Source organism: Pseudomonas sp. K8, from assembly GCF_014889455.1.
In the GTDB taxonomy this organism is placed as follows: Bacteria; Pseudomonadota; Gammaproteobacteria; order Pseudomonadales; family Pseudomonadaceae; genus Aquipseudomonas; species Aquipseudomonas veronii.
Map to the genome: position 1 here is coordinate 50,224 of NZ_VJWO01000010.1, position 20,934 is coordinate 71,157.

Consider the following 20,934-nt stretch of genomic DNA (forward strand, 5'->3'; position numbering starts at 1 on the left):
GGGCAAAGAAAGTATGGCGGCGGCCTTCTCTCTCCCCCGAAGTGTCGCGCGTACAGTCTACCCTGTTATGCTGATTCAGCAATCCGGCGTGTAGATAAGATGCTATACGGCATTAAGTGACAGGAATGTCGGCTAATTGATAGTTAGGGAAAACTGAGTATGCGTCGCTTAATAGCCAATGGGTTTGTGTTTTTCAGCATTGCGATACTCTGTTCCGGCTGCACATCTTATTCGTCCCAGCCGACAATCAACGAACCCGCTGAACCCGAAACACAAGAAATCATCTCCAGCTTCAGTTACGCAATAAACTCCCCATGGAAAGACAGTCGCTTCGGCAAGGACGCATACGCAGCGACACTCAAAGTTATTCCCGATGCACAGGATACGGGCTCCAGCCTTGCCGCCCCGACCCTACCGGCATTAGAAATAAAGATCTCGGAGTTCTCATCTGGCGGCGCTTGCGGACAAGATTACTTGACGGGCCTGAGTCTGGGTTTGATCCCCAGTTGGTGTACGCGGACAAACCTTTTCAAGTTTGATTTTATATTGAATAAGGATCAGCGCTTTTGCAGGCAGAAAACCTACTCGATAAACGCCACGTCGTTTTCACATCTCACGATGATTCCGTTTGCACTATTCAATACGGACAATCAGCCCTTGACGCTCTATCAGGCGGCGCTTAAAGATTTTCTTCGGATAGGTCAATGTGCGACGCGTTGAGATGCATGTTAACAGGCTTTGTTTTGCGGCTACGAGGGGCTCACTCCAGGCGTTGGGACGTTCGAAATTTATCTCTGGTGAGCGGCAGCTTTTGGCCGATATTTGCCCGTGGCGTCAAGCCAAAGTCGTCGCTTTACCCATGAGTCAGCCAAAAACCTAGCAGTCCAGAATAGAAGCGCACCGTACTTTCGGGCCAATCCCGTGCCGCATGCTACGGTCATACTTCTACAGGATGGGTGTCAGCCTGTTACCGGCACCCTGCCGGCCTCTTGGTAAGGTCAGGTGCGATGAAATTTCCTCGGACCCGTTGGGTTCATAGGCGTTTGCCGGTAACTGGTTATACTCACATGCTGCGGCCATCGTTGATGTGCGATCAAACTAAGTAGCGGAGCTTCTGTGAACGAATACGATTTTTCGCGGCTAAATGACAAAGAATTCGAAGTTTTTTGTACTGATTTGCTCAGCGCACGCGAAGGCGTCCGCTTCGAACGGTTCAAGCCTGGACGCGACTCTGGGGTGGATGGCCGCTATTTCAAATCTGACGGTAACGAGTGGGTTCTTCAATGCAAGCATTGGGTCGCTACGCCTCTGGAAAAGCTGGTTAAGAACATTGAAGATACGGAATATTTGAAAGTTAAGAAGCTATCTCCCGCCCGATATATTTTAGTGTTATCGCATCCACTATCTCGGAACGATAAGACTATATTGATGCAAAAATTAGCGCCATTTGTGTTGACGCCAGATGATATTTTAGGTCGGGAAGATTTGAATGATCTGTTGGCTAAGTATCCTGATGTGGAGCGGAGGCATTACAAGCTCTGGATCAGCAGTTCAAATGTGTTGCGCTATCTTCTGAGTAAGCCAATACATGACAGGAGTGATTTTGCATTTAATGAGATAGTGGAGGACGCCAAGCTATACGTTCCTACTGCCAATCATGCGGACGCCATAGACAAGTTAGAATCTATGAATGTGGTAATCATCACCGGACCGGCTGGAATCGGTAAAACCACGCTTGCGGGGCAGTTAATCTTACATTATGTGTCGCAAGATTTCACGCTTGCTGTAGTGGCGGATGATATTAAGGAAGCAGAGGGTGTCTACGATCAAGAGGCTAGACAAATATTCTATTTCGATGACTTCTTGGGGCGTAACTATCTCGAAGCTCTTTCAGGACACGAGGGTGGGCAGATAGTTAATTTTATTAAGCGCATTGTTAAAGACCCTAATAAGCGTTTTGTCTTAACGTCAAGGACTACGATTCTGAATCAGGGCAAGATACTTAACGATGTATTTGAAAATCAAAACATTGCGAGAAATGAATTCGAAGTCACACTTTCATCTATGAAAGTCATGGATAAGGCTCGGATCCTTTATAACCATATCTGGCACTCAGAGCTAGAGGGCGATTATGTAGATGAACTTTATGCGCAGAAACGGTATCGCGATTTAATCGATCATCCTAACTTCAACCCTAGATTAATTCGTTTTATTACCGATGTCCAACGCTTAGAAGGCGTAGCCCCAAAGCTATACTGGTCTCACGCTATTAATTTGTTAAACAATCCCTCTCAGGTATGGGATAACCCATACCAAGCACAGTTAGACGACTGTGGGCGTGCAATGGTCTTACTCGTGACTATGAATGGTCGTCAAATTTCTGAGGTAGACCTTGCTGAAGCGTTTGCGAGATACCTTGGTGCTCCGGGGCTGGGAAGTCTGACAGGGAAGAAGGATTTTTTGTTAAATCTTCGTCACCTTTCGGGTTCTATGCTGACCCGATTTATAGTGGGTGACACGCAGCCATTCATTCGTCTCTTCAATCCATCGCTTGGTGATTTCGTACTAAATCGCTACGCGACCAACAAGCCGGCGCTGCGAATTTGTTTCAGCAGCCTGCAAACTCTATCTTCTTTGAATACACTCAAGGATATGGTAGCTAACAAAATCATTCCTGCGAGCACTGCTGTCGATGTGGCTGATTATATATTTAGATGTATATGTGAATTAAGATTCTTGAGTTGTGAGTCCGAATTCGTTGCGCGACTATGCATGATGAGGACTGAGTTAGGTTTGGTTTTCAGTACTTCAGATCAAAGCTTTTTGGATGCGATAGAATTCATTATTTCTTCTGATTGCGCCGGGTTATTTTTATCTTCTGCTAATGTAGTGTTATGGGCTCTCGAAAATGAGTGCGTAGGTATGGGCCCCGTTGAAAGATTTTTAGAGACTGCATGCTCCAGCAATCCCTCCTATGATGAACTATTAGTGCTAGGTGAAATAATTTCTCATTTTGGTGCTTCTGAATATGAAGCACTCACTGTGACTTACGATGAGGCAGTCACCACTTACTTGATTGAGTCTGTCGAGGATGAGTTTCCAGAGTCAGCTGTATTCAACGATTGCAGCTCGGAGTCTCAGGCGCGCAGGAATTTTAGAGAGCTGATGGAGGAGCAAGCTGGTCAGCTGGGTGCAACTGATTTGTCCGCAGTGGTAGACAGTGTCGAAGAATCAATCAATGTTGAAAAACATTATGACACTTACTTTTACGGGGGAGAGCCTGAGCCTGACTATGAGTACCGTCGAGACCAACGCATGATCTGGCCCGGCCCGTTACGCGATGAAGTCGACCCTGTCGACGATTTATTCTCGCGGGACTAAGATTTACAGTTTTTCTTCGACATTAGGTATCACCCATCAGCTTTCTTTAAGTTGCATAACTCCTGAGTTATGCAACGACTCATTCGGGCCTGATAGCAAAGGCATTGCGATGCCGCGTGAGTCTGTCGCAGGTACTCAATTACCTGCGACATGACGTGTGACAAATGTGGCATTGAGACGGAGTGATGTACCGATACCGGTCACGACTGACAGAAAATGGCCGACTTCTGCCTGTCACGAAGGGCTGAAGTCGGCCAGAAGCAGTTGCTCATGAGCCTAGAAATATATAAAAATGCTAACCTCGCATGGGCGAAGTAGCCTCAAAAGGTCATAAAAAACTCGGGGAATCGAAATGGAGGAAACGTTTTTCGGTGCTCAATTTAATGCTTTACAGAAAGGAATCGTGATGAAGTATTCCGCCATTTTTTTGTGGATTCCCGTTATAACACTTGCAGTCACATTGCCGGCCGCGGCCGTAGAACCCTCCCAGCGTCTTCAGCGCGCCTCAGGTTTGTGGAAGGTAACACCGTCCACCTCGCCGTTTTCCTGGGAGATTTGCGTCGATCAGCCAAAGGACAGGCTGATCGACGACGACTTATGGTCCGACTTCGAACAGGAATGCAAGATCGAATCGGAAAGCGGCAAAGGCGACGGCTACAATTTTAAATCAAGCTGCCCAGACGCGAAGCTGGCAGGCTCGTTCAGCGGCGATCTTGCGAAATCGTACGTACTGACGGCCGATACTTCGTTTGACTTAAACGGGAAAATCAAAACGCAGCACACCGTCATCAATGGCATCTTTCAAGGCGCATGCCCTGCGGACATGGAACCGGGAGTCAAAAAAATGCGCGGCGGTATGAAGATGAAGAGCCTGTACATTAACCGATAAGCGGTTAAAGGTTGTACATCGCATCAGCAAATTGACTGTTGCCGTCAGCATGAGAATGACCCATTTAGTAAAAAGTTGGTGATCCAAGCTCAGATAACTTGCTGGTAGCTGGCATGCATTTAGGAGCGCTCGGCTTTGCTCATATCAAGCGCTCAGGGAGCACCTACGCCATTGCTTACGAAAGGTGAGTCAAGTGTAAGCGATCCATCACCTACACATTCAAAGCCGCCCATTGAAGCCTGATGCTGTGCTCCCGATCTCTTTACGGAGCCAGCACCTCATGATGCGTCCCGACGCCAAAGTCGAAAAAGTCTACCTCTACCCCAAGCCCGTGGATTTTCGAAAATCCATCGACGGCCTCGCCGCCCTGGTCGAGCTGGATATCAAGGTGGCGGTATTCGACCCGGTACTTTTTGTTTTTCTAAATCGCCCCCGTAACCGGGTGAAAATCCTTTACTGGGAGCGCAATGGCTTTTGCCTTTGGCTCAAGCGCCTGGAGTCCGAGCGTTTCAAAACCTCGCCCGACGCGACTGACGAAGCCATCGTATTGAGCGTCCAGGAACTGAACTGGCTGCTTGACGGTTTTGACCTGTGGCGCAACCGTCCGCATCAGGTTTTGACGCCGCGATTTGTTGCTTGATTGGGTATAATCCGGGCCATGACTTCGATGCCCGACAACCATCCCGATGACCCGGCTGCGCTCAAGCAATTACTTGCTCAGATGCAGTCGAAAGTCGCTCTTCTTGAAGAGGAAAATGCACTGCTTCGTCAGCGCCTGTTCGGACGAAAATCTGAGCAAACCGTTGATCCGATGACACCACAGCTGCCGTTGTTCAATGAAGCTGAAAGTATCGCCACGCCAGTGCCCGTTGATGCTGAGGAAGAAGTTGTCGCCCCGACCAAACGCCGTGGCAAACGCAAGCCTCTACCCGCTAACTTGCCACGAATCGAAGTCATCCACGAACTCCCCGAACACGAACTGACCTGCATTTGCGGCTGCCGCAAACATACCATCGGCGAAGAAACCAGCGAACAGCTGGAGATCGTGCCGATGCAGATCCGGGTGATCAAACACATCCGCAAGGTCTACGGCTGCCGTGGTTGTGAAACTGCACCGGTCACCGCCGACAAACCCGCGCAACTGATCGAAAAAAGCATGGCCAGCCCCAGCGTGTTGGCCATGTTGCTGACCGCCAAGTATGTCGATGGCCTGCCGCTGCACCGTTTCGAAAAAGTCCTCGCTCGCCACGGTGTCGATATCCCGCGTCAAACCCTGGCGCGCTGGGTGATCCAGTGCTGCGAACACTTCCAACCGCTGTTGAATCTGATGCGTGATCGGTTACTGGAAAGTCCGATTGTTCACTGCGATGAAACGCGAGTGCAGGTGCTCAAAGAGCCAGGTCGAGACCCGACCAGCCAATCCTGGATGTGGGTACAAGCCAGCGGCCCACCGGCGCGACCAATCCTTCTTTTTGACTACACCACCAGTCGAGCGCAGGAGGTGCCGTTGCGGCTGCTCGGCGACTATCGTGGCTATTTGATGACTGACGATTACGCCGGCTATAACGCCTTGGCCGCACAGCCGAGTGTCGAGCGTTTGGCTTGTATGGCCCATGTACGGCGCAAGTTTGTCGATGCGCAGAAAGTGCAGCCCAAGGGTAAAACCGGTCGGGCCGATGTTGCGCTGACGATGATCAACAAGTTGTACGGTATCGAACGTGATTTGAAAGAAATGACGGATGAGCAGCGCTTTGCCGGTCGCCAGGAAAAGAGCTTGCCGGTGCTCGCGCAGTTGAAAAGCTGGCTGGAGAAAACTCAGCCGCAAGTCGCATCGCAAAGTGCTCTCGGCAAGGCGCTCAGTTATCTGGGTAGCAACTGGAGCCGGCTGGAACGTTACGTGGAGGCCGGTTTTTTACCGATCGACAACAATGCCGCCGAAAGAGCGATAAAGCCGTTTGTCATAGGGCGCAAGGCATGGTTATTCAGCGATACGCCCAAGGGCGCCACCGCCAGTGCGCAGATCTACAGTCTGGTCGAAACGGCTAAAGCCAACGGCCAGGAGCCCTATACGTGGCTGCGCCACGTACTGGAGCGATTACCGCAGGCTGAATCAGTTGAAGATGTTGAGGCGTTACTACCCTGGAATTGGAGGGCATCATGAGTATCAACATTGATCATCTGAGCGTCGATGAGTTAGTGACATTGAATCATCACATTATCGAACGGCTGAAGATGTTGGAGTCATTGGAGGCTCATAAATCAATGATGCAGTTCCATCCGGGAGCACGGGTAAGCTTCGATTCACCCAATGGTGAGCGCCTGTCCGGTACCGTCATGAAGTTCAACCGCAAAACCGTCACAGTGGTAACTGACACCGGCCAGCGCTGGAATATTTCGCCGCACTTACTGTCACCGATCAAAAACGTACAGGCGGGGATGGTGGTGGATATCAGGCCGAAAAAATGAAGTAACTGTGCCGAGAATGGTCTCCGCGCCAGCATGATTTGATTCCTCCCCACCTCAGGCGCCGTCTGTTTGGATAGGTGGGGTTTATGGATCAGTTACCAGGCTTCGTCGCTTGAAGATTATGAAGCCTTGCTGCCGTGGAACTGCTCGCCAGAAATGCCACGGTAAACTGTTGACCCAGTGTTGGGTAGGTGGGGTTTATGGATCGCTTACGTTTGAATTTAACTTTCGTGAGGATGAATTTTGATTTGGGGGGTTATAGTTCCGCTTGAGTGGGGGGTTAATAATTGATTATTTATCACTGAATAGTGCGGTTCTTCAGGGTGACGTTTTGTGCCATAAATAGAAAGGTCGCGCGCATAAGTATATGCAATCATCATCGATATTTATTTTTTGGTTGAAAATAAAGTTTTAGATAGTATAAATGTGACTGGGATAGTCAAGATTATGGAAATGAGTGGTGCAATCGCAATATTAAATCTAAGCTTTTCTACCCACATCCAGATAATGATAAAACTGAGAACGTACTGAATTACGTAAATAAACGGGAAAAGTATTGCAGATTTAGCACCTCGGTGACTTTTGAATACAAAATACCGACTCAATCCAAAGGCCAATAGGATGCCTGCCAAGTAGGAAATGGTATAAGCGGTCTTATAGCTAAAATTTTTGAGCAGTAACAGGTAAGCCCCATATGTCAGGACGGTATTTACGCCGCCCGACACCAGAAAGCGCGCAAAACTGAAGCTTGTCAGTTTTTTCAGCAGGCTTTTATTTTTCAATATCATGCTTTTTTCAATGCGGTGAACTCATCGTAATTACGGATGTAGTCTGCCGAGTCATAGTAATGGGATGCAAACACCAACAATACTGCATCGCTTGAATAGCGGTACTGAATTCCCCATGTCATGGGCGGAAGATGGATCCCTACATTAGGCTTGTCGAGGATAAACTCTTCTCTGTTGACGCCATCATCGGCAACGACATGAACCGTTCCCTTGACAGCAATCAGAAACTGGTGGCATTCCCGGTGAGCATGTTCCCCGCGGGTTTCTTCAGTGGGTACGTCATAAACAAGGAAGTATCGTTCAGCCTTGAAAGGAATGACCCGATCAAACTCGCCAACTGATAGGCTTCCGCGGATGTCCGTTACCTCAGTCAGAACGTGCAAGGTGACCTTTGCAACAGAGGTGGCTTGTACAGTCTGAGCCTTGGGCGACAATGTATCATTACTGGTGCTACCAGGCTTTGCATTCACATAGCCTATAATTTTAGCCGGGTTGCCAACGACTATCGCATTAGGCGGGACTGATCGGGTAACGACCGCCCCCGCGCCAACCATGGCATTTGAATCAATAGTGATGCCCGGCAGAATAGTCGCATTGGCGCCAAGCGATGCCCCTTTACGAATTATCGTTTTCGAAAAAAATTCTGGATATATCTTGCTTCTAGGAAAACGATCATTGGTAAACGTCACGTTTGGACCAATGAACACATCATCTTCTATTTCTATGCCGTCCCAGATCTGCACGCCGCACTTAATCGTCACTCGGTTACCAATGATCACGTCGTTCTCGATAAAAACCTGATCGCATACGTTGCAGTCTTTGCCTAATCTGGCGGAGGGCAATATATGTGTGAACGCCCAGATTCGCGTTCCCTTACCGATATTCTGACTTTCGCATAAAGCATGCGAGTGTACGAAAACGTCGCTTGCTGATTCAGTCATTGCCCACCTTCGTAGCTTTCAATGCGCATTGGAATGGCCAATGGGCGTTTTTTGGTATTTTCATAAGTGCGCCAAGCATAAGAGCCAACAATACCCAAACCCATGAGGTTCGCGCATCCTAGAAAGGTCACTGTGAGCATTAGCATCGCGTAGCCGGGTACCTGAATCATCCCGTTGAGTTTTGCAAAGGCGACGACTATACCCAGCAAAGCGGCCGAACCTGCGCCGATGCTACCTACGCGCGTCAGGATACGGATTGGCAAGTCAGTGAACGAAAACACACTGTCCATAAGGTAGTTAACCTTTTTGCGGAATGTCCATGCAGATTTACCATGTTCGCGCTGGATACGGGCGTAGGTAATGCATTTGCGGCGAAAACCAAGCCAGAAAATTTGCGCAATCAATGAGCTGTGGCGTTCCTCCAGCGTCAGCAAGGTGTCGCGGAATGCAAGATTGCAGCCAAACATATCTATGCCGCCAGGAGGTATTTCCGGTACTACGTAACGGCGATAAAAGCCCCAGAATAAACGTGATGCCATTCGCGACAACAGTGGGTCTTCGCGCCCCTCACGTGCACCGACCACTACATCTATCGGTTCTGTCCGCAAGATGCGATCCATGGCTTCGACCAGTTCTGGAGGTTCCTGCAGATCCGCAGCCATAACGGCGAAGCGGCTACCGGAGCCATATTGAAGACCTGTGCGAATGGCCATGAATGATCCGAAGTTTTTCGACAACAGAATCAGCTTGGAGACGAAGCTTTGCGAGGGGAGCGCATCTCTCAGCAGCTCAAAACACTGGTCAGGACTGCCGTCTACGACGAACACAACCTCAAGCGCTCCTTCCAGTTTGCTGTTCAAGCTTGTCACTGCTTTCAGAAGATCTTGGATCGATCCCTCGTTCTTGTAGACCGGTATGACGAGCGTGAGCAAGCTAATCTCCTTATTCAAATTGGGGGGCCGTCGTGAGAGCCCGGTCGACTTCCTCATCCGTCACGTTGGGAATCGGGGCACCAATAGTACCTGAAAGTGTACATTTGGGTCATCAGGCTGCGGCATATCCATTTGCTTCCTGGTGATTTCGGCACAACGGTCTATCTCTTTCAGGCTGGTGTATCTATCGGTTCTCGTGCACCGACATGAGTTTTTTCGTTTGTGATAGCAAAGGGCATGAACCATCAGTGCTGGTGCGGTCTTAGCCAGCAGTCATGTGCTATGCGATTTTATGGATTGCGAGCTTTTGGCTTTTATATAGAATTTTGGAGGTGTGAAATTTTAATTGCTGATATGGGGATGATAAAGTGGGTTCTCTGTTTTATAAAGATGGATTGGCCGCTTGGCGGCTGGGCGTTACATATCATCGCTGTAGCGGCGCCGGGCTTGCGTGAAAATTCTTTGCGCTGCAGATAAGAATGAATTTTAAATGGCGCAGCTTTAGGTGATAGTTCTGCTGAGCTTATTATGACTGTCTGTTGCTTGCAGCGGTCAAAAGCGATAGAGTGTCACGCCTCCGACCTTGTCGTCGTAAATTTATTATGGATATATAAAATATGTATTGGGCGAAAAAAAACGTTAATCCAGCGGCGACAACGCTTTGTATTCTTACTTCTGATAATGCCGCTGCAGGGTTTTTTATTTCGTTCTGTGCATATATGGTCGTACAGCTTTATATGAATGTGCAGGTATTTCCTTTTGATGCTGGTAATTATTGGGCGCTCAGCGCGCATATTTGGGATTTTTCGTTCCCTCAACAGATGCGAGGTTATTTTTATCCTTTAATGTTATCCCCTTTCAAGTTTTTGCATGATAACTATGCTCCTTTCGGTCTGCTATTTTTCAAGATATTTACATCGGTTTTTTATGCGTATTTTTTTGCTGTGCTGTTCCCAGGTTTTTTTAGTACTATATTTGGAGGGAAGTTAACTGTACTAAGTCGATCTGTTCCGTCAATGTTGATTGCGATCATTTTTCCTGGTCTGATTTGTTACCCTCTGAGCGATGCTCCTTCTCTTGCATTAGTTATTGGTGCTGCTGTATTGGCGTTATCGGGTATAAAGAGTGAAAGTAATATTAAGCGATTTGGATTGTTTTTTATTGCTGGTATGTTTGCGTACTTTGCATATAATACTCGCACTATCTATTTGTTTTCAATTGTTGCGCTGTGTTTATTGATCGTTTCCACTGCGAAGCTAAATTTTACAAAGCGAGCAATAGGGGTTTTCGCATTTTTGCTCGGTGCGTGTTTAGGCGCCGTACCTCAGATGGCCATAAATAAAGGCCACTATGATACTCCATCACCGTTTATTATCACTGATTTGGGGAGTGGCTCGCTGTTTTTATCTCAACTCATGTGGGGTGTTGTGGTTGATCGCTATGAAACATACACGCCGGTTGGCGCTCCCGGTTCTCCTGTTTTTTACGCGAACTCGGCGGGGGAGAATTTATTGCTTCATACTGATGCTCGTAAAATAGTGAGTATCAAAGACTATTTAAAGCTTGTGGTTACTCACCCACTTACCTTCTCTTCTATTTATGCGAGTCACATCGCGTCAGGATTGGATGTCCGTGATGGTGAGGTTTATACCCAAACGCCTTCTCATCAGAAATCAATGCGGTCTATTTTTTCACTGGCAGTAGTTGTATTGGGTATAACACAGTTCTTTCGATTGTTGTTTTTGTCTGGCGCTTTCTCTCCTGCAGGGTTGGTGGAGAAATTGGGATGGACAATCGTATTATTAATTGCTTGTGTCGCAGTCATCCCTGGTGCTGTAGAAACTCGGTTTTTCTTCCCCGTATTCTACGTGTGCTTAGTCGCCATGGTTAGTGGTTTTCAGAGTGATCCGCTCAAGTTCAAGGGACAGCAACTTGTCTTGGCTGCACTGATAACACTTTCAATTTATGCTTTTGTCCAGCAATCAATTCAAAATCCGATCTACGATCGGCCAGAGTCACGGATGTACAACTACCGTTCAGACTAACTGTTTGTTTAAACATTTTTATATCAGCGCTCCGGCGGTGTCGTAATTTGGCGACGCCACGGGTGCTGCTCATGAAGGCAGATCAACATTAATGTATTGAGTTGCCGGGAAAAGAATGGTAGCGGTAGGGGCGGCGGTTACCTGCCGCCCCCCACACAGATCCGTACGTGCGGAACTACCGCATACGGCTACTACCTTGTGTATGTGGCGCGGAACAGTTCTCAGGGTACGGATGTGCATTTCTGGGCTTCGGTATGTAGATGTCAGCAAGGCCTCAGTAGTGTGACCATTGAAGCCGATTTTGCTGGCTGCCACGTATTGGGGTTGCCGCCATAGGCGGAAAGCCGATGAACGAAAATTGCTAATACGTATCAGTTTCCCTGGCACCGCGTGATAGTTGAAGTTATCCCTGATAACTTGGGTAAGCCACCGACCCACGACTTGAACAGATTCGTGGCTACATTGACTATCCTCTGTCAGCTCTAACTGGCGCATTAAGTGCTCTATAAACCCCAGATTCAAAGCGCTTAGCTGGTGCTCGATGCGGTGCTCTCGATTTCTTTCTGGAGCACCGCCGCCATCATGTGACACCGCGCGAAAGTCAAAAAAATCTATCTGTACCTAAGCCCTTCGACTTCCGAAAATATATTGACGGCCTGGCTGCCCTAGTCGAACTGGGTATCAAAGTCGCCACATTTGACCCAGTGCTCCTTGTTTTCCTCAATAAGCCGCGAAACCGAGTGAAGATTCTGTATTTGAAGCGCAACGGCTTCTGCCTTTGGCTCTAGTGTCTGGAGTCCGAACGTATCAAAACATTGCCTGATGTCGGCGACGAGGCGGTTGTCCTAACGTAAGCGATCCATCACCTACACTACACATTCAAAGTCTCCAGTTGAAATCTGATGCTGTGCTCCCGATCCTTTCTGGAGCCAGTCCGTCATGATGCGTCCCGACGCCAAAGTCGAAAGCCCTCAGCGCAGTGTTTCCAGACACAACTTTGCAAACATGCATTGTTCATCTGATCCGCAACAGCCTTGATTACGCGGCCTTGGATAATCGCCGCGAACTAGCCAAGGCACTCAAACCGATCTATCAGGCAGTCACCGCCGAAGCGGCTGAGCAGGCGCTGGATGCCTTTGAAAGCGGGCCGTGGGGCAAGCAGTATCCGACGGTGGTGGCTGCTTGGCGGCGTGCTTGGGATCGAGTAATTCCATTTTTTGTTTTCCCGCCAGCGATCCGAAAAGTGATCTACACGACCAACGCCATCGAGAGTATCAACGCCCAGTTGCGCAAGATCATTAAGACTCGCGGCCCCCAAAAAAATTGAGTCTCGGTCTGTTCATACCTTGCAATACCCCCACTTTTGACACCTCCCCCTCATCGCCTAACGTAGAAAAGCAGCTTCGGAAAAGCTGCTTTTTCTACCTCACCGATGTCATGGAGCCCCACCAATGCAAAACACCTACCTCACCTCCCTAATCTTCGCCTTCCTCACCACTCTCTCCGCCGCCACTACCGCCGCCCCATCGATCAAACCCGAACTCCCAAGCCCCATCACCACCCAAATGACCCAATCCGAACAATCCTCCAAGGTCAACCTCAACGCCGCCGACGCCGAAACCCTGCGTCGTGACCTTTTCGGCATCGGTGCCGCCAAGGCCAATGCAATCATCGCCTATCGCGAGAGCAACGGTCCGTTCATGGCGGTGGATGAGTTGTTGGAAGTAAAGGGTATCGGCAAGGCGTTGCTGGAGAAGAATCGTGGCAGGTTAGAGATCAAGTAAGCATCGAGGGGCCGGTCAGTGACCGGCCTTTTTTCATCCGGGATCTGCGCTTACAAACCGTCGCGCACGATTTCGACGGTGCGTGTTTACCACGCTGAATCTTTTTACATCGCGCAGGCGTTGGCATGAAAAGTGACTACTGACAGAGGGAGGATTGTTCAACAATCGTGAGGTAACGATGACACTCAGCTTGTCCTTAGCCGACCAGATCGCCCTGGAACTGCGTGCCGACATCATTGGTGGCCGACTGTTGCCGGGAATGGCATTGGTCGAAGCCGAGCTGGTCAGGGCCTATAACGCATCGCGCAATACGATTCGTGAGGCGTTGCACCGTTTGGAGCGGGAAGGGTTGACGCGCTACGTGCGCAACAAGGGCGTGGTGGTTCGTCGGTTGGAGCGCGAAGAGGTGCGTGATTTATTTGTCGTCCGCCGCACGCTCGAATTGCAGGCCATTGCCCAGAGCGGTGCGTTCACCCAGGATCAATCCGAGCGTATGCAAAACGCCATCGAGGCCACCGCGCTGGCCCGGGAGCGTGAGGACTGGCGTGCGGTTGCGACCCACAGCCTGTTGGTGCATCAGCAGATTGTCGGGCTGATGCGCAGCCCGTTGTTCGACGAGTTTTTCGCCCAGGTGATTGCGCAGTTGCGTCTGGTGTTCTGCGCCGCGCCCGATGAGCAGCGTTTCCAGTCGCCCTGGCTGGAACGGGACCTTGAGATCCACACGTTATTAGCCAATAACAACAAGCTGGCAGCCGGGGAGGCGATGAGCGTGTACCTGGATGATTCGGAACGGCAGTCGTTGGCCCTGTTTACTTTCCCTTGATCGAGGAACCGCACCATGTACAAAGACTATCCAGCCGCTTACCAGGTCAGCAAAGGTTCGGCGTTGCAGGTCGACACCGCGTTTTACGAGCGTATCCGTGAGCGCAAGGATCAACGCACCTTGGTCGAACAGTTCGAGGTGCCGATTCGCACGGGCAGGGCGTGGAAGGTGCCGGCCGGGCATGTGTTCCGTGTGACTACGCCGGTGGGGCCGCAGGTGGGCGACTTCAATGTGTGGAACGCCAACGACCCGCGCGAACGCCTGTGGGCCGCGCGCACGCGCCAGTTGCAGGGCGCGCATGTCAGCACCCATGACCGGTTGTGGTCGAACCTGCCGTTCCTGCGGCCGCTGGTGACCATCACCGATGACAGCCTGGCCAGCTACGGCATTGATGAGCATGGCGGGCGCCTGCATGATTTGCTCGGTACGCGCTGCGACCCGTATGTGAACCGCATGCTCACTGGTGAAGATTTCCATCATCACTGTCACTCGAACCTGACCCGTGCGGTGTTGCCTCACGGTCTGACGGAATTCGACGTGCATGACGTGCTGAACATCTTCCAATGCACCGGCCTCAATCACGACGACATGTATTTTATGAAAGCCTGTCCGGCGCAGAAGGGCGATTACCTGGAGTTTTTTGCCGAGATTGATTTGTTGTGTGCGCTGTCGACCTGCCCGGGCGGGGATCTGTCGCTGCCGATGTGGGGCCCCGATGCACAGGACCCGCTGACGGTGTGTCGTCCGCTGGGGGTTGAGATTTATCGATTGGAAGCCGAGTTGCTGAACGGCTGGAGTCAGCCGGAGCGTGCTGCTTATAAAGGGCAGCACGGTTTGCAGATTGCCAAGGCGGAATGGGAGTAACCGGGGGAGGGGGCTGCTTCGCAGCCCAACGGGAGCAAGCTCCCTCGCCACAGGGGCAAACCAGGTCAGCGGTCCTGCGAGTCCTTGGCATCCGCCTGCGCATTGCGCTCGGCCACGCGTTTGCGTTGTTGGTCGGTGAGTTCCACTTTGTTGGCGCTGTCACGCAGCATCAGCAGCCCGCCGACGATCGACCCGATCGCAACCACCATAATCAACCATGCATCCCACGGCATAACGCTCTCCTTGAGGCAGATTGCCGTGGGAGGTTTTTCCCACGGTAATAACTGCTTTGAGTTACAGGCTTTCTGAGTAGTTCAGTGTAGGCCTGTTCTGCCTCAAAACCTTAGAGCCCGGTCAACATTGCATCTGCCGGTGCAGCGGCGCGGTCGTGCGCGGTCATCTGGAAGTAGATGAAGCCGACCACCATGAAGCCGAGGAAGATCATGCCGATCAGTGCGTTGAACCAGGCCATAGCCACCAGGCACACCACCGCCAGCACCAGCGCGATGCCCGGTACGATCGGGTAGCCCGGTGCGCGGAAGGTGCGTTCCAGCAGCGGTTCGGTCTTACGCAGTTTGAACAGGCTGAGCATGCTCATGATGTACATCACGATGGCGCCGAATACGGCCATGGTGATCATTGCTGCAGTCAGGGTCATGCCGCCCAGGTTGATCAAACCGTCGCTGTAGATGGCGGCAATACCGACCACGCCGCCAGCGATGATTGCCCGGTGCGGTGTATGAAAACGCGACAGCTTGGCCAGGAACGACGGCAGGTAGCCGGCCCGAGCCAGGGCGAAGAATTGGCGCGAGTAGCCAAGGATGATGCCGTGGAAGCTCGCCACCAGCCCGAACAGGCCGATCCACACCAGCATGTGCAGCCAGCCGGAGCTTTCACCGACCACAGTTTTCATCGCCTGGGGCAGCGGGTCATTGATATTCGACAGAGTGCGCCAGTCGCCCACGCCGCCGGCGAAGAACATCACGCCCATGGCCAGGATCACCAGGGTCAGGATGCCGCTGATGTAGGCTTTCGGAATGGTGCGCTTGGGATCTTTCGCTTCCTCGGCCGCCATGGCCGCGCCTTCGATGGCGAGGAAGAACCAGATGGCGAAGGGGATCGCTGCGAACATTCCGGCAATCGCCGGGGCGCCGAAGGTGTCGGAGCCGGCCCAGCCATTGAGGGCGAAGTTGCTGAAGCTGAACGCGGGGGCGACCACGCCCATGAACACCAGCAGTTCGGCGACGGCGAGTACGCACACCACCAGTTCGAAGGTGGCGGCGAGTTTCACGCCGAGGATGTTCAGGCCCATGAACACGATGTAGGCGCCGACGGCGGCGTGTTTCGGATCGAGTGCGGGAAACTGCACATTCAGATACGCACCGATGGCCAAGGCGATAGCGGGTGGGGCGAACACGAATTCGATCAGGGTCGCCAGGCCGGCGATCAGGCCGCCTTTTTCACCAAACGCGCGGCGGCTGTAGGCAAAGGGCCCACCTGCGTGGGGAATGGCGGTGGTCAGTTCGGTGAAACTGAAGATAAAGCAGGTGTACATCGCGGCGACCATCAACGAGGTCACCAGGAAGCCCAAGGTCCCGGCCACGCCCCAGCCATAGCTCCAGCCGAAGTATTCCCCGGAAATCACCAGCCCGACCGCGATGCCCCACAAATGCAGGGTGCCCAAGGTGGGTTTGAGTTGTGTGTTCATCGTATTGCGCTCCCTGAACCGGTTGGAATGATTCAAGGTGTTGCAGCGGCCATGCCAGCCTGAGAATCATTGTCGTAAAGCTGCGCTACTGTCGTTTGGGGGATGGTTTGGCGTTTGAATTTTCCTGTTGCTGCACCAGATAAGTGCGGCGGTGACTGTGCCGGTGCTATCGGGAGCAAGCTCCCTCCCACACTTGACCGAGTTGTCACGCCGAGCGCCGATCAACCTGTGGGAGGGGGCTTGCCCCCGATAGCACCCGCCCAGGCGCCGAAATCCCCGGTGTAAACCCCGCATAAACCCACTCTTTACGCCATCTTTACGCCTCACCCAGCCCCTCGCTCTCGTTCCTTTACACCACTCCTGCCGACAATTGCCCCACACGCGGCACTCGCCGCTAAACGGAGAGACTTCCATGAGCGTTCTGGACGGGGTGTCACTGCTATTGGCCGTGGCGCTGTTCATTTATCTGCTGGTTGCGCTGTTACGCGCGGATCGGAACTAGGAGCAGGCTATGCACAGTTATGACTATTGGCTGATCATCGCCTTCTTCGCCGTGGTACTGGTGCCGGCCCCGTTCCTGGGGCGGTTCTATTACAACGTGATGGAAGGCCGGCGCACTTGGCTCACGCCGCTGCTCGGGCCCGTGGAGCGCGCGTGCTATCGCCTCTCGGGCGTGGACGCGCAGCAGGAACAGAGCTGGCAGAAATACATGCTGGCGTTGCTGGCGTTCAACCTCGCCGGGTTTGTGTTGCTGTTCTCGATCCTGTTGTTCCAGGGCTACTTCCCACTGAACCCGCAGAAGTTGCCGGGCCTGGAGTGGACCCAGGCCTTCAACACCGCAGTCAGTTTCATCACCAACACCAACTGGCAGTCCTACAGCGGTGAAGCGTCCCTGAGCTACCTCAGCCAGATGGCCGGCCTCACCGTGCAGAACTTCGTCAGTGCGGCCACCGGCCTGGCAGTCCTGGTCGCGCTGTGCCGTGGGATCGGTCGCAAATCCACCCAGACCCTGGGCAACTTCTGGGTCGACATGACCCGCGCCACGCTCTACGGCCTGTTGCCGTTGTGCCTGGTGATGGCGTTGTTCCTGGTGTGGCAGGGCGTGCCGCAAACCTTCGCGCATTACGTTGATGCCGTGACCCTGCAGGGCGTCGACCAGGTGATCCCTTTGGGCCCGGCAGCCAGCCAGATTGCCATCAAGCAACTGGGCACCAACGGCGGTGGTTTCTTTGGCGTGAACTCGGCGCATCCGTTTGAAAATCCGACGGCCTGGGCCAACCTGTTCGAGGTGTCGGCGATCATCCTGATCCCGGTGGCGCTGGTGTTTACCTTCGGCCATTACGTGAAGGATCTGCGTCAGAGCCGGGCGATTCTCGCTTGCATGCTGGCCCTGTTCCTGATCGGTGGCGCGACCTCGCTGTGGGCCGAGTACCAGCCCAACCCGACCTTGAACAACCCGGCGGTTGAGCAGACGGCGCCGCTGGAAGGTAAAGAAGCGCGCTTCGGCACCACTGGCACCGTGTTGTGGTCGGTGACCACCACCGCGGCGTCCAACGGTTCGGTCAACGGCATGCACGACAGCCTCAGCCCCCTCAGCGGGATGGTGGCACTGGTCAACATGATGGTCGGCGAAGTGATCTTCGGCGGCGTCGGCGCCGGTATGTACGGCATGTTGCTCAACGTGTTGATCGCGGTGTTCCTCGCCGGCCTGATGATCGGCCGCACTCCGGAATACCTGGGCAAGAAGCTGCAGGCCAAGGAAGTGCAATTGCTGGTCGTGACCCTGATGGTGATGCCGATCGGCGTGCTGGTGCTCGGTGCCCTCGCTTCCAGCCTGCCCGGCCCGGCCGGTGCGATCAGCAACCCTGGCCCCCACGGGTTCAGCCAGTTGCTCTATGCCTACACCTCGGCCAGTGCCAACAACGGTTCGGCGTTCGGCGGCTTCAGTGCCAACACGCCGTTCCACAACCTGATGCTGGGCCTGGGCATGTTGATCGGTCGCTTCGGCTACATCCTCCCGGTACTGGCCCTGGCCGGCAGCCTGGCGATGAAGAAGACCGCACCGATTGGCCAGAACAGCTTCCCCACCCATGGTCCGCTGTTCGTGACCCTGTTGACCGTGACCATTTTGCTGGTGGGCGGCCTGACCTTCCTGCCGACACTGGCACTGGGCCCTATTGCTGAACACCTGAGCATGGCTGCTTTTAAATGAAGAGCCGAGGGATATGAAAATGAACATGCCTGCAAAAAACGCGAGCCCGGTCAAAACCCACGAACCCGCCAAAACCGCGATCTCCGCGCTATGGCGCCCGGCGCTGGTCCAGGCGTTCGTCAAGCTCGACCCACGGCAACTGCAACGCTCGCCGGTGATGCTGGTGGTCGAACTGACCGCCATCCTCACCACCGTGCTGTGTCTGGTGCCCGACACCGCCGTGCCGACCTTCGTCGCCGCGCAAATCGCCGTGTGGCTGTGGTTCACCGTGCTGTTCGCCAACTTCGCCGAAGCCTTGGCCGAAGGGCGTGGCAAGGCCCGCGCCGACAGCCTCAAGGCCGGTAGCGAAGGCCTCAGCGCTCGGCGCAAGGAGGCCGATGGCAGCTTCAAGGTCGTGCCCGCCACCAGCCTGCGCAAAGGTGATGTGGTGCGCGTCGCCGCCGGGGAAATGATCCCCGGCGACGGCGAGGTCATCGAAGGCATCGCCGCGGTCAACGAAGCGGCGATCACCGGTGAATCCGCGCCGGTGATCCGCGAATCCGGCGGCGATCGCTCGGCCGTCACCGGCAACACGCGCCTGGTCTCGGACTGGCTGCTGATCCGCATCACCGCCAACCCCGGCGAGTCCACGCTGGACCGCATGATCGCGCTGGTGGAAGGCGCCAAACGCCAGAAAACCCCCAACGAAGTGGCGCTGGATATCCTGCTGATCGGCCTGACCCTGATCTTCCTGCTGGTGGTCGTGACCCTGCAGCCGTTCGCCCACTTCGCCAATGGCAGCTTGCCCCTGGTGTTCCTGGTCGCCCTGCTGGTGACGCTGATTCCGACCACCATCGGCGGCTTGCTCTCGGCCATCGGTATCGCCGGCATGGACCGCCTGGTGCGCCTCAACGTGATCGCCAAGTCCGGTCGCGCCGTGGAAGCGGCGGGGGACGTGCATGTGTTGTTGCTGGACAAGACCGGCACCATCACCTTTGGCAACCGTCGCTGCGCGGCAGTGGTGGCGGCGCCGGGCGTGAGCGGCCGGGAACTGGCCGAGGGCGCGCTGCTGGCGTCCCTGGCGGATGACACGGCAGAAGGTAAATCCATCGTTGAATACCTGCGGGCCCTGCACCCACAGGCCGAGCCGTCCCTGGCGGAACTGACCGCCGTGCCGTTCACCGCCGAAACCCGTTTGTCCGGCGTCGACTATCAGGGCCGCGTATTCCGCAAAGGCGCCGTGGACTCGCTGCTGGCGTTTATCGGTCAGCCTCGCGGCGACCTGCAACCGGCCCTGTCGCGGGAAGTCGACAAGATCGCCCAGAGCGGCGGCACGCCGTTGCTGGTGTGCGTCGATGGCAAGTTGCTCGGTGCGATCCATCTGAAGGACGTGGTCAAGCCCGGCATCCGCGAACGGTTTGCCGAGCTGCGCAAGCTGGGGATTCGCACCGTGATGGTCACCGGCGACAACCCGCTGACAGCGGCCGCGATTGCTGCGGAAGCCGGCGTGGACGACGTGTTGGCCGAAGCCACCCCGGAGAAAAAACTCGCGCGGATTCGCCACGAACAGAACGACGGTCGACTGGTGGCGATGTGCGGCGACGGCGCCAACGATGCCCCGGCGCTGGCCCAGGCGGACGTCGGCATGGCGATGAACGACGGCACCCAGGCTGCCCGCGAAGCGGCCAACATGGTCGACCTCGACAGCGACCCGACCAAGCTGCTGGACGTGGTGCAGATCGGCAAGGAATTGCTGGTGACCCGCGGCGCGCTGACCACCTTTTCCATCGCCAACGACGTGGCCAAGTACTTCGCGATCCTGCCGGCGCTGTTCGCCTCGATCTACCCGCAACTGGGCGTGCTCAACGTGATGCACTTGCAGAGCCCGCAGAGCGCGATCCTCTCGGCCATCGTGTTCAACGCGCTGATCATCGTCGTGCTGATTCCCCTGGCGCTGCGCGGTGTGCGGGTGCAGGCGGCGAGCGCGGCGGCGTTGCTGCGGCGCAACCTGTTGATCTACGGCCTGGGCGGGATTGTGGTGCCGTTCGTGGGCATCAAGGCGATCGACATGTTGCTGACCGCGCTGCACCTGGTTTGACCCGAGGCCTGTGGGCACCGGCAA

General features: G+C 53.8%; 19 protein-coding genes and 1 pseudogene. 15 read left to right on the forward strand and 5 right to left on the reverse strand.

Going from position 1 to position 20,934, the window contains the following annotated elements:
• Window positions 1-159 precede the first annotated feature (159 nt).
• The 6 genes from INT12_RS09925 to INT12_RS09950 all read left to right on the forward strand — a co-directional run bounded on the left by INT12_RS09925 (window position 160) and on the right by INT12_RS09950 (window position 6,736).
• A complete protein-coding gene (locus INT12_RS09925; protein WP_017844466.1) occupies window positions 160-720 on the forward strand; it encodes a hypothetical protein in 561 nt (186 codons plus the stop codon).
• Between the two features lie 396 nt (window positions 721-1,116).
• Complete coding sequence (locus INT12_RS09930) at window positions 1,117-3,381, forward strand: restriction endonuclease (RefSeq protein ID WP_193058838.1); 2,265 nt, start codon at window positions 1,117-1,119, stop codon at window positions 3,379-3,381.
• Window positions 3,382-3,787: 406 nt separating this feature from the next.
• The gene (locus INT12_RS09935) at window positions 3,788-4,270 is read left to right on the forward strand and encodes a DUF3617 domain-containing protein (RefSeq protein WP_017844464.1); all 483 of its coding nucleotides are present in this window, start codon (window positions 3,788-3,790) and stop codon (window positions 4,268-4,270) included.
• A gap of 283 nt (window positions 4,271-4,553) precedes the next feature.
• Window positions 4,554-4,910 carry an IS66 family insertion sequence element accessory protein TnpB gene (tnpB, locus tag INT12_RS09940; protein WP_082118868.1) on the forward strand — a complete coding sequence of 119 codons (357 nt, stop codon included), beginning with the start codon at window positions 4,554-4,556 and terminating at the stop codon, window positions 4,908-4,910.
• Between the two features lie 18 nt (window positions 4,911-4,928).
• Window positions 4,929-6,431, forward strand: coding sequence for an IS66 family transposase (gene tnpC, locus INT12_RS09945; RefSeq protein WP_102619022.1), 1,503 nt, complete (start codon window positions 4,929-4,931; stop codon window positions 6,429-6,431).
• Window positions 6,428-6,736, forward strand: coding sequence for a hypothetical protein (locus INT12_RS09950; protein ID WP_104903687.1), 309 nt, complete (start codon window positions 6,428-6,430; stop codon window positions 6,734-6,736). The genes tnpC and INT12_RS09950 overlap by 4 nt, the downstream gene beginning before the upstream one ends.
• Window positions 6,737-7,122: 386 nt before the next feature.
• On the opposite strand, the gene INT12_RS09955 is transcribed toward INT12_RS09950, so the two are convergent.
• Genes INT12_RS09955 through INT12_RS09965 form a run of 3 tightly spaced genes read right to left on the reverse strand, consistent with a single transcriptional unit; the run spans window position 7,123 to window position 9,403 of the window.
• A complete protein-coding gene (locus tag INT12_RS09955) occupies window positions 7,123-7,524 on the reverse strand; it encodes a GtrA family protein (protein ID WP_102617948.1) in 402 nt (133 codons plus the stop codon).
• Window positions 7,521-8,465, reverse strand: coding sequence for a WxcM-like domain-containing protein (locus tag INT12_RS09960; protein WP_102617949.1), 945 nt, complete (start codon window positions 8,463-8,465; stop codon window positions 7,521-7,523). Before INT12_RS09960 ends, INT12_RS09955 begins: the two co-directional genes overlap by 4 nt.
• Window positions 8,462-9,403 carry a glycosyltransferase family 2 protein gene (locus INT12_RS09965; RefSeq protein ID WP_102617971.1) on the reverse strand — a complete coding sequence of 314 codons (942 nt, stop codon included), beginning with the start codon at window positions 9,401-9,403 and terminating at the stop codon, window positions 8,462-8,464. Before INT12_RS09965 ends, INT12_RS09960 begins: the two co-directional genes overlap by 4 nt.
• Window positions 9,404-10,014: 611 nt before the next feature.
• Here INT12_RS09965 and INT12_RS09970 point away from each other — a divergent pair.
• The 6 genes and pseudogenes from INT12_RS09970 to INT12_RS09995 all read left to right on the forward strand — a co-directional run bounded on the left by INT12_RS09970 (window position 10,015) and on the right by INT12_RS09995 (window position 14,913).
• A complete protein-coding gene (locus tag INT12_RS09970) occupies window positions 10,015-11,442 on the forward strand; it encodes a hypothetical protein (protein WP_146013176.1) in 1,428 nt (475 codons plus the stop codon).
• A 584-nt stretch (window positions 11,443-12,026) separates the two neighbouring features.
• Window positions 12,027-12,230, forward strand: coding sequence for an IS66 family insertion sequence element accessory protein TnpB (tnpB, locus tag INT12_RS31760; protein WP_256580909.1), 204 nt, complete (start codon window positions 12,027-12,029; stop codon window positions 12,228-12,230).
• A gap of 176 nt (window positions 12,231-12,406) precedes the next feature.
• A pseudogene (locus tag INT12_RS09980) lies at window positions 12,407-12,754 on the forward strand (transposase); the annotation flags it as partial.
• Window positions 12,755-12,893: 139 nt separating this feature from the next.
• Entirely contained in the window at window positions 12,894-13,226 is a 333-nt protein-coding gene (locus INT12_RS09985; RefSeq protein ID WP_102617950.1) for a ComEA family DNA-binding protein, read from the forward strand.
• Between the two features lie 178 nt (window positions 13,227-13,404).
• Window positions 13,405-14,049, forward strand: coding sequence for a GntR family transcriptional regulator (locus INT12_RS09990; protein WP_102617951.1), 645 nt, complete (start codon window positions 13,405-13,407; stop codon window positions 14,047-14,049).
• A gap of 15 nt (window positions 14,050-14,064) precedes the next feature.
• The gene (locus tag INT12_RS09995; RefSeq protein ID WP_046384258.1) at window positions 14,065-14,913 is read left to right on the forward strand and encodes an urea carboxylase-associated family protein; all 849 of its coding nucleotides are present in this window, start codon (window positions 14,065-14,067) and stop codon (window positions 14,911-14,913) included.
• A gap of 65 nt (window positions 14,914-14,978) precedes the next feature.
• On the opposite strand, the gene INT12_RS10000 is transcribed toward INT12_RS09995, so the two are convergent.
• Window positions 14,979-15,146, reverse strand: coding sequence for a DUF2897 family protein (locus INT12_RS10000; RefSeq protein ID WP_193058839.1), 168 nt, complete (start codon window positions 15,144-15,146; stop codon window positions 14,979-14,981).
• A gap of 110 nt (window positions 15,147-15,256) precedes the next feature.
• Window positions 15,257-16,621, reverse strand: a complete 1,365-nt coding sequence (gene eat, locus INT12_RS10005; RefSeq protein WP_017848825.1) for an ethanolamine permease — start codon at window positions 16,619-16,621, stop codon at window positions 15,257-15,259.
• A 412-nt stretch (window positions 16,622-17,033) separates the two neighbouring features.
• On the opposite strand from eat, the gene kdpF reads away from it, so the two are divergent.
• The 3 genes from kdpF to kdpB are packed head-to-tail and all read left to right on the forward strand — an operon-like array spanning window position 17,034 to window position 20,910.
• Window positions 17,034-17,123: a K(+)-transporting ATPase subunit F gene (gene kdpF, locus INT12_RS10010; protein ID WP_003218754.1), complete on the forward strand. Its 90-nt coding sequence runs from the start codon at window positions 17,034-17,036 to the stop codon at window positions 17,121-17,123.
• 9 nt (window positions 17,124-17,132) lie between these two features.
• A complete protein-coding gene (kdpA, locus tag INT12_RS10015) occupies window positions 17,133-18,833 on the forward strand; it encodes a potassium-transporting ATPase subunit KdpA (RefSeq protein ID WP_169885188.1) in 1,701 nt (566 codons plus the stop codon).
• 19 nt (window positions 18,834-18,852) lie between these two features.
• Entirely contained in the window at window positions 18,853-20,910 is a 2,058-nt protein-coding gene (gene kdpB / locus INT12_RS10020; protein ID WP_169885185.1) for a potassium-transporting ATPase subunit KdpB, read from the forward strand.
• The last annotated feature ends 24 nt before the right edge of the window (window positions 20,911-20,934 follow it).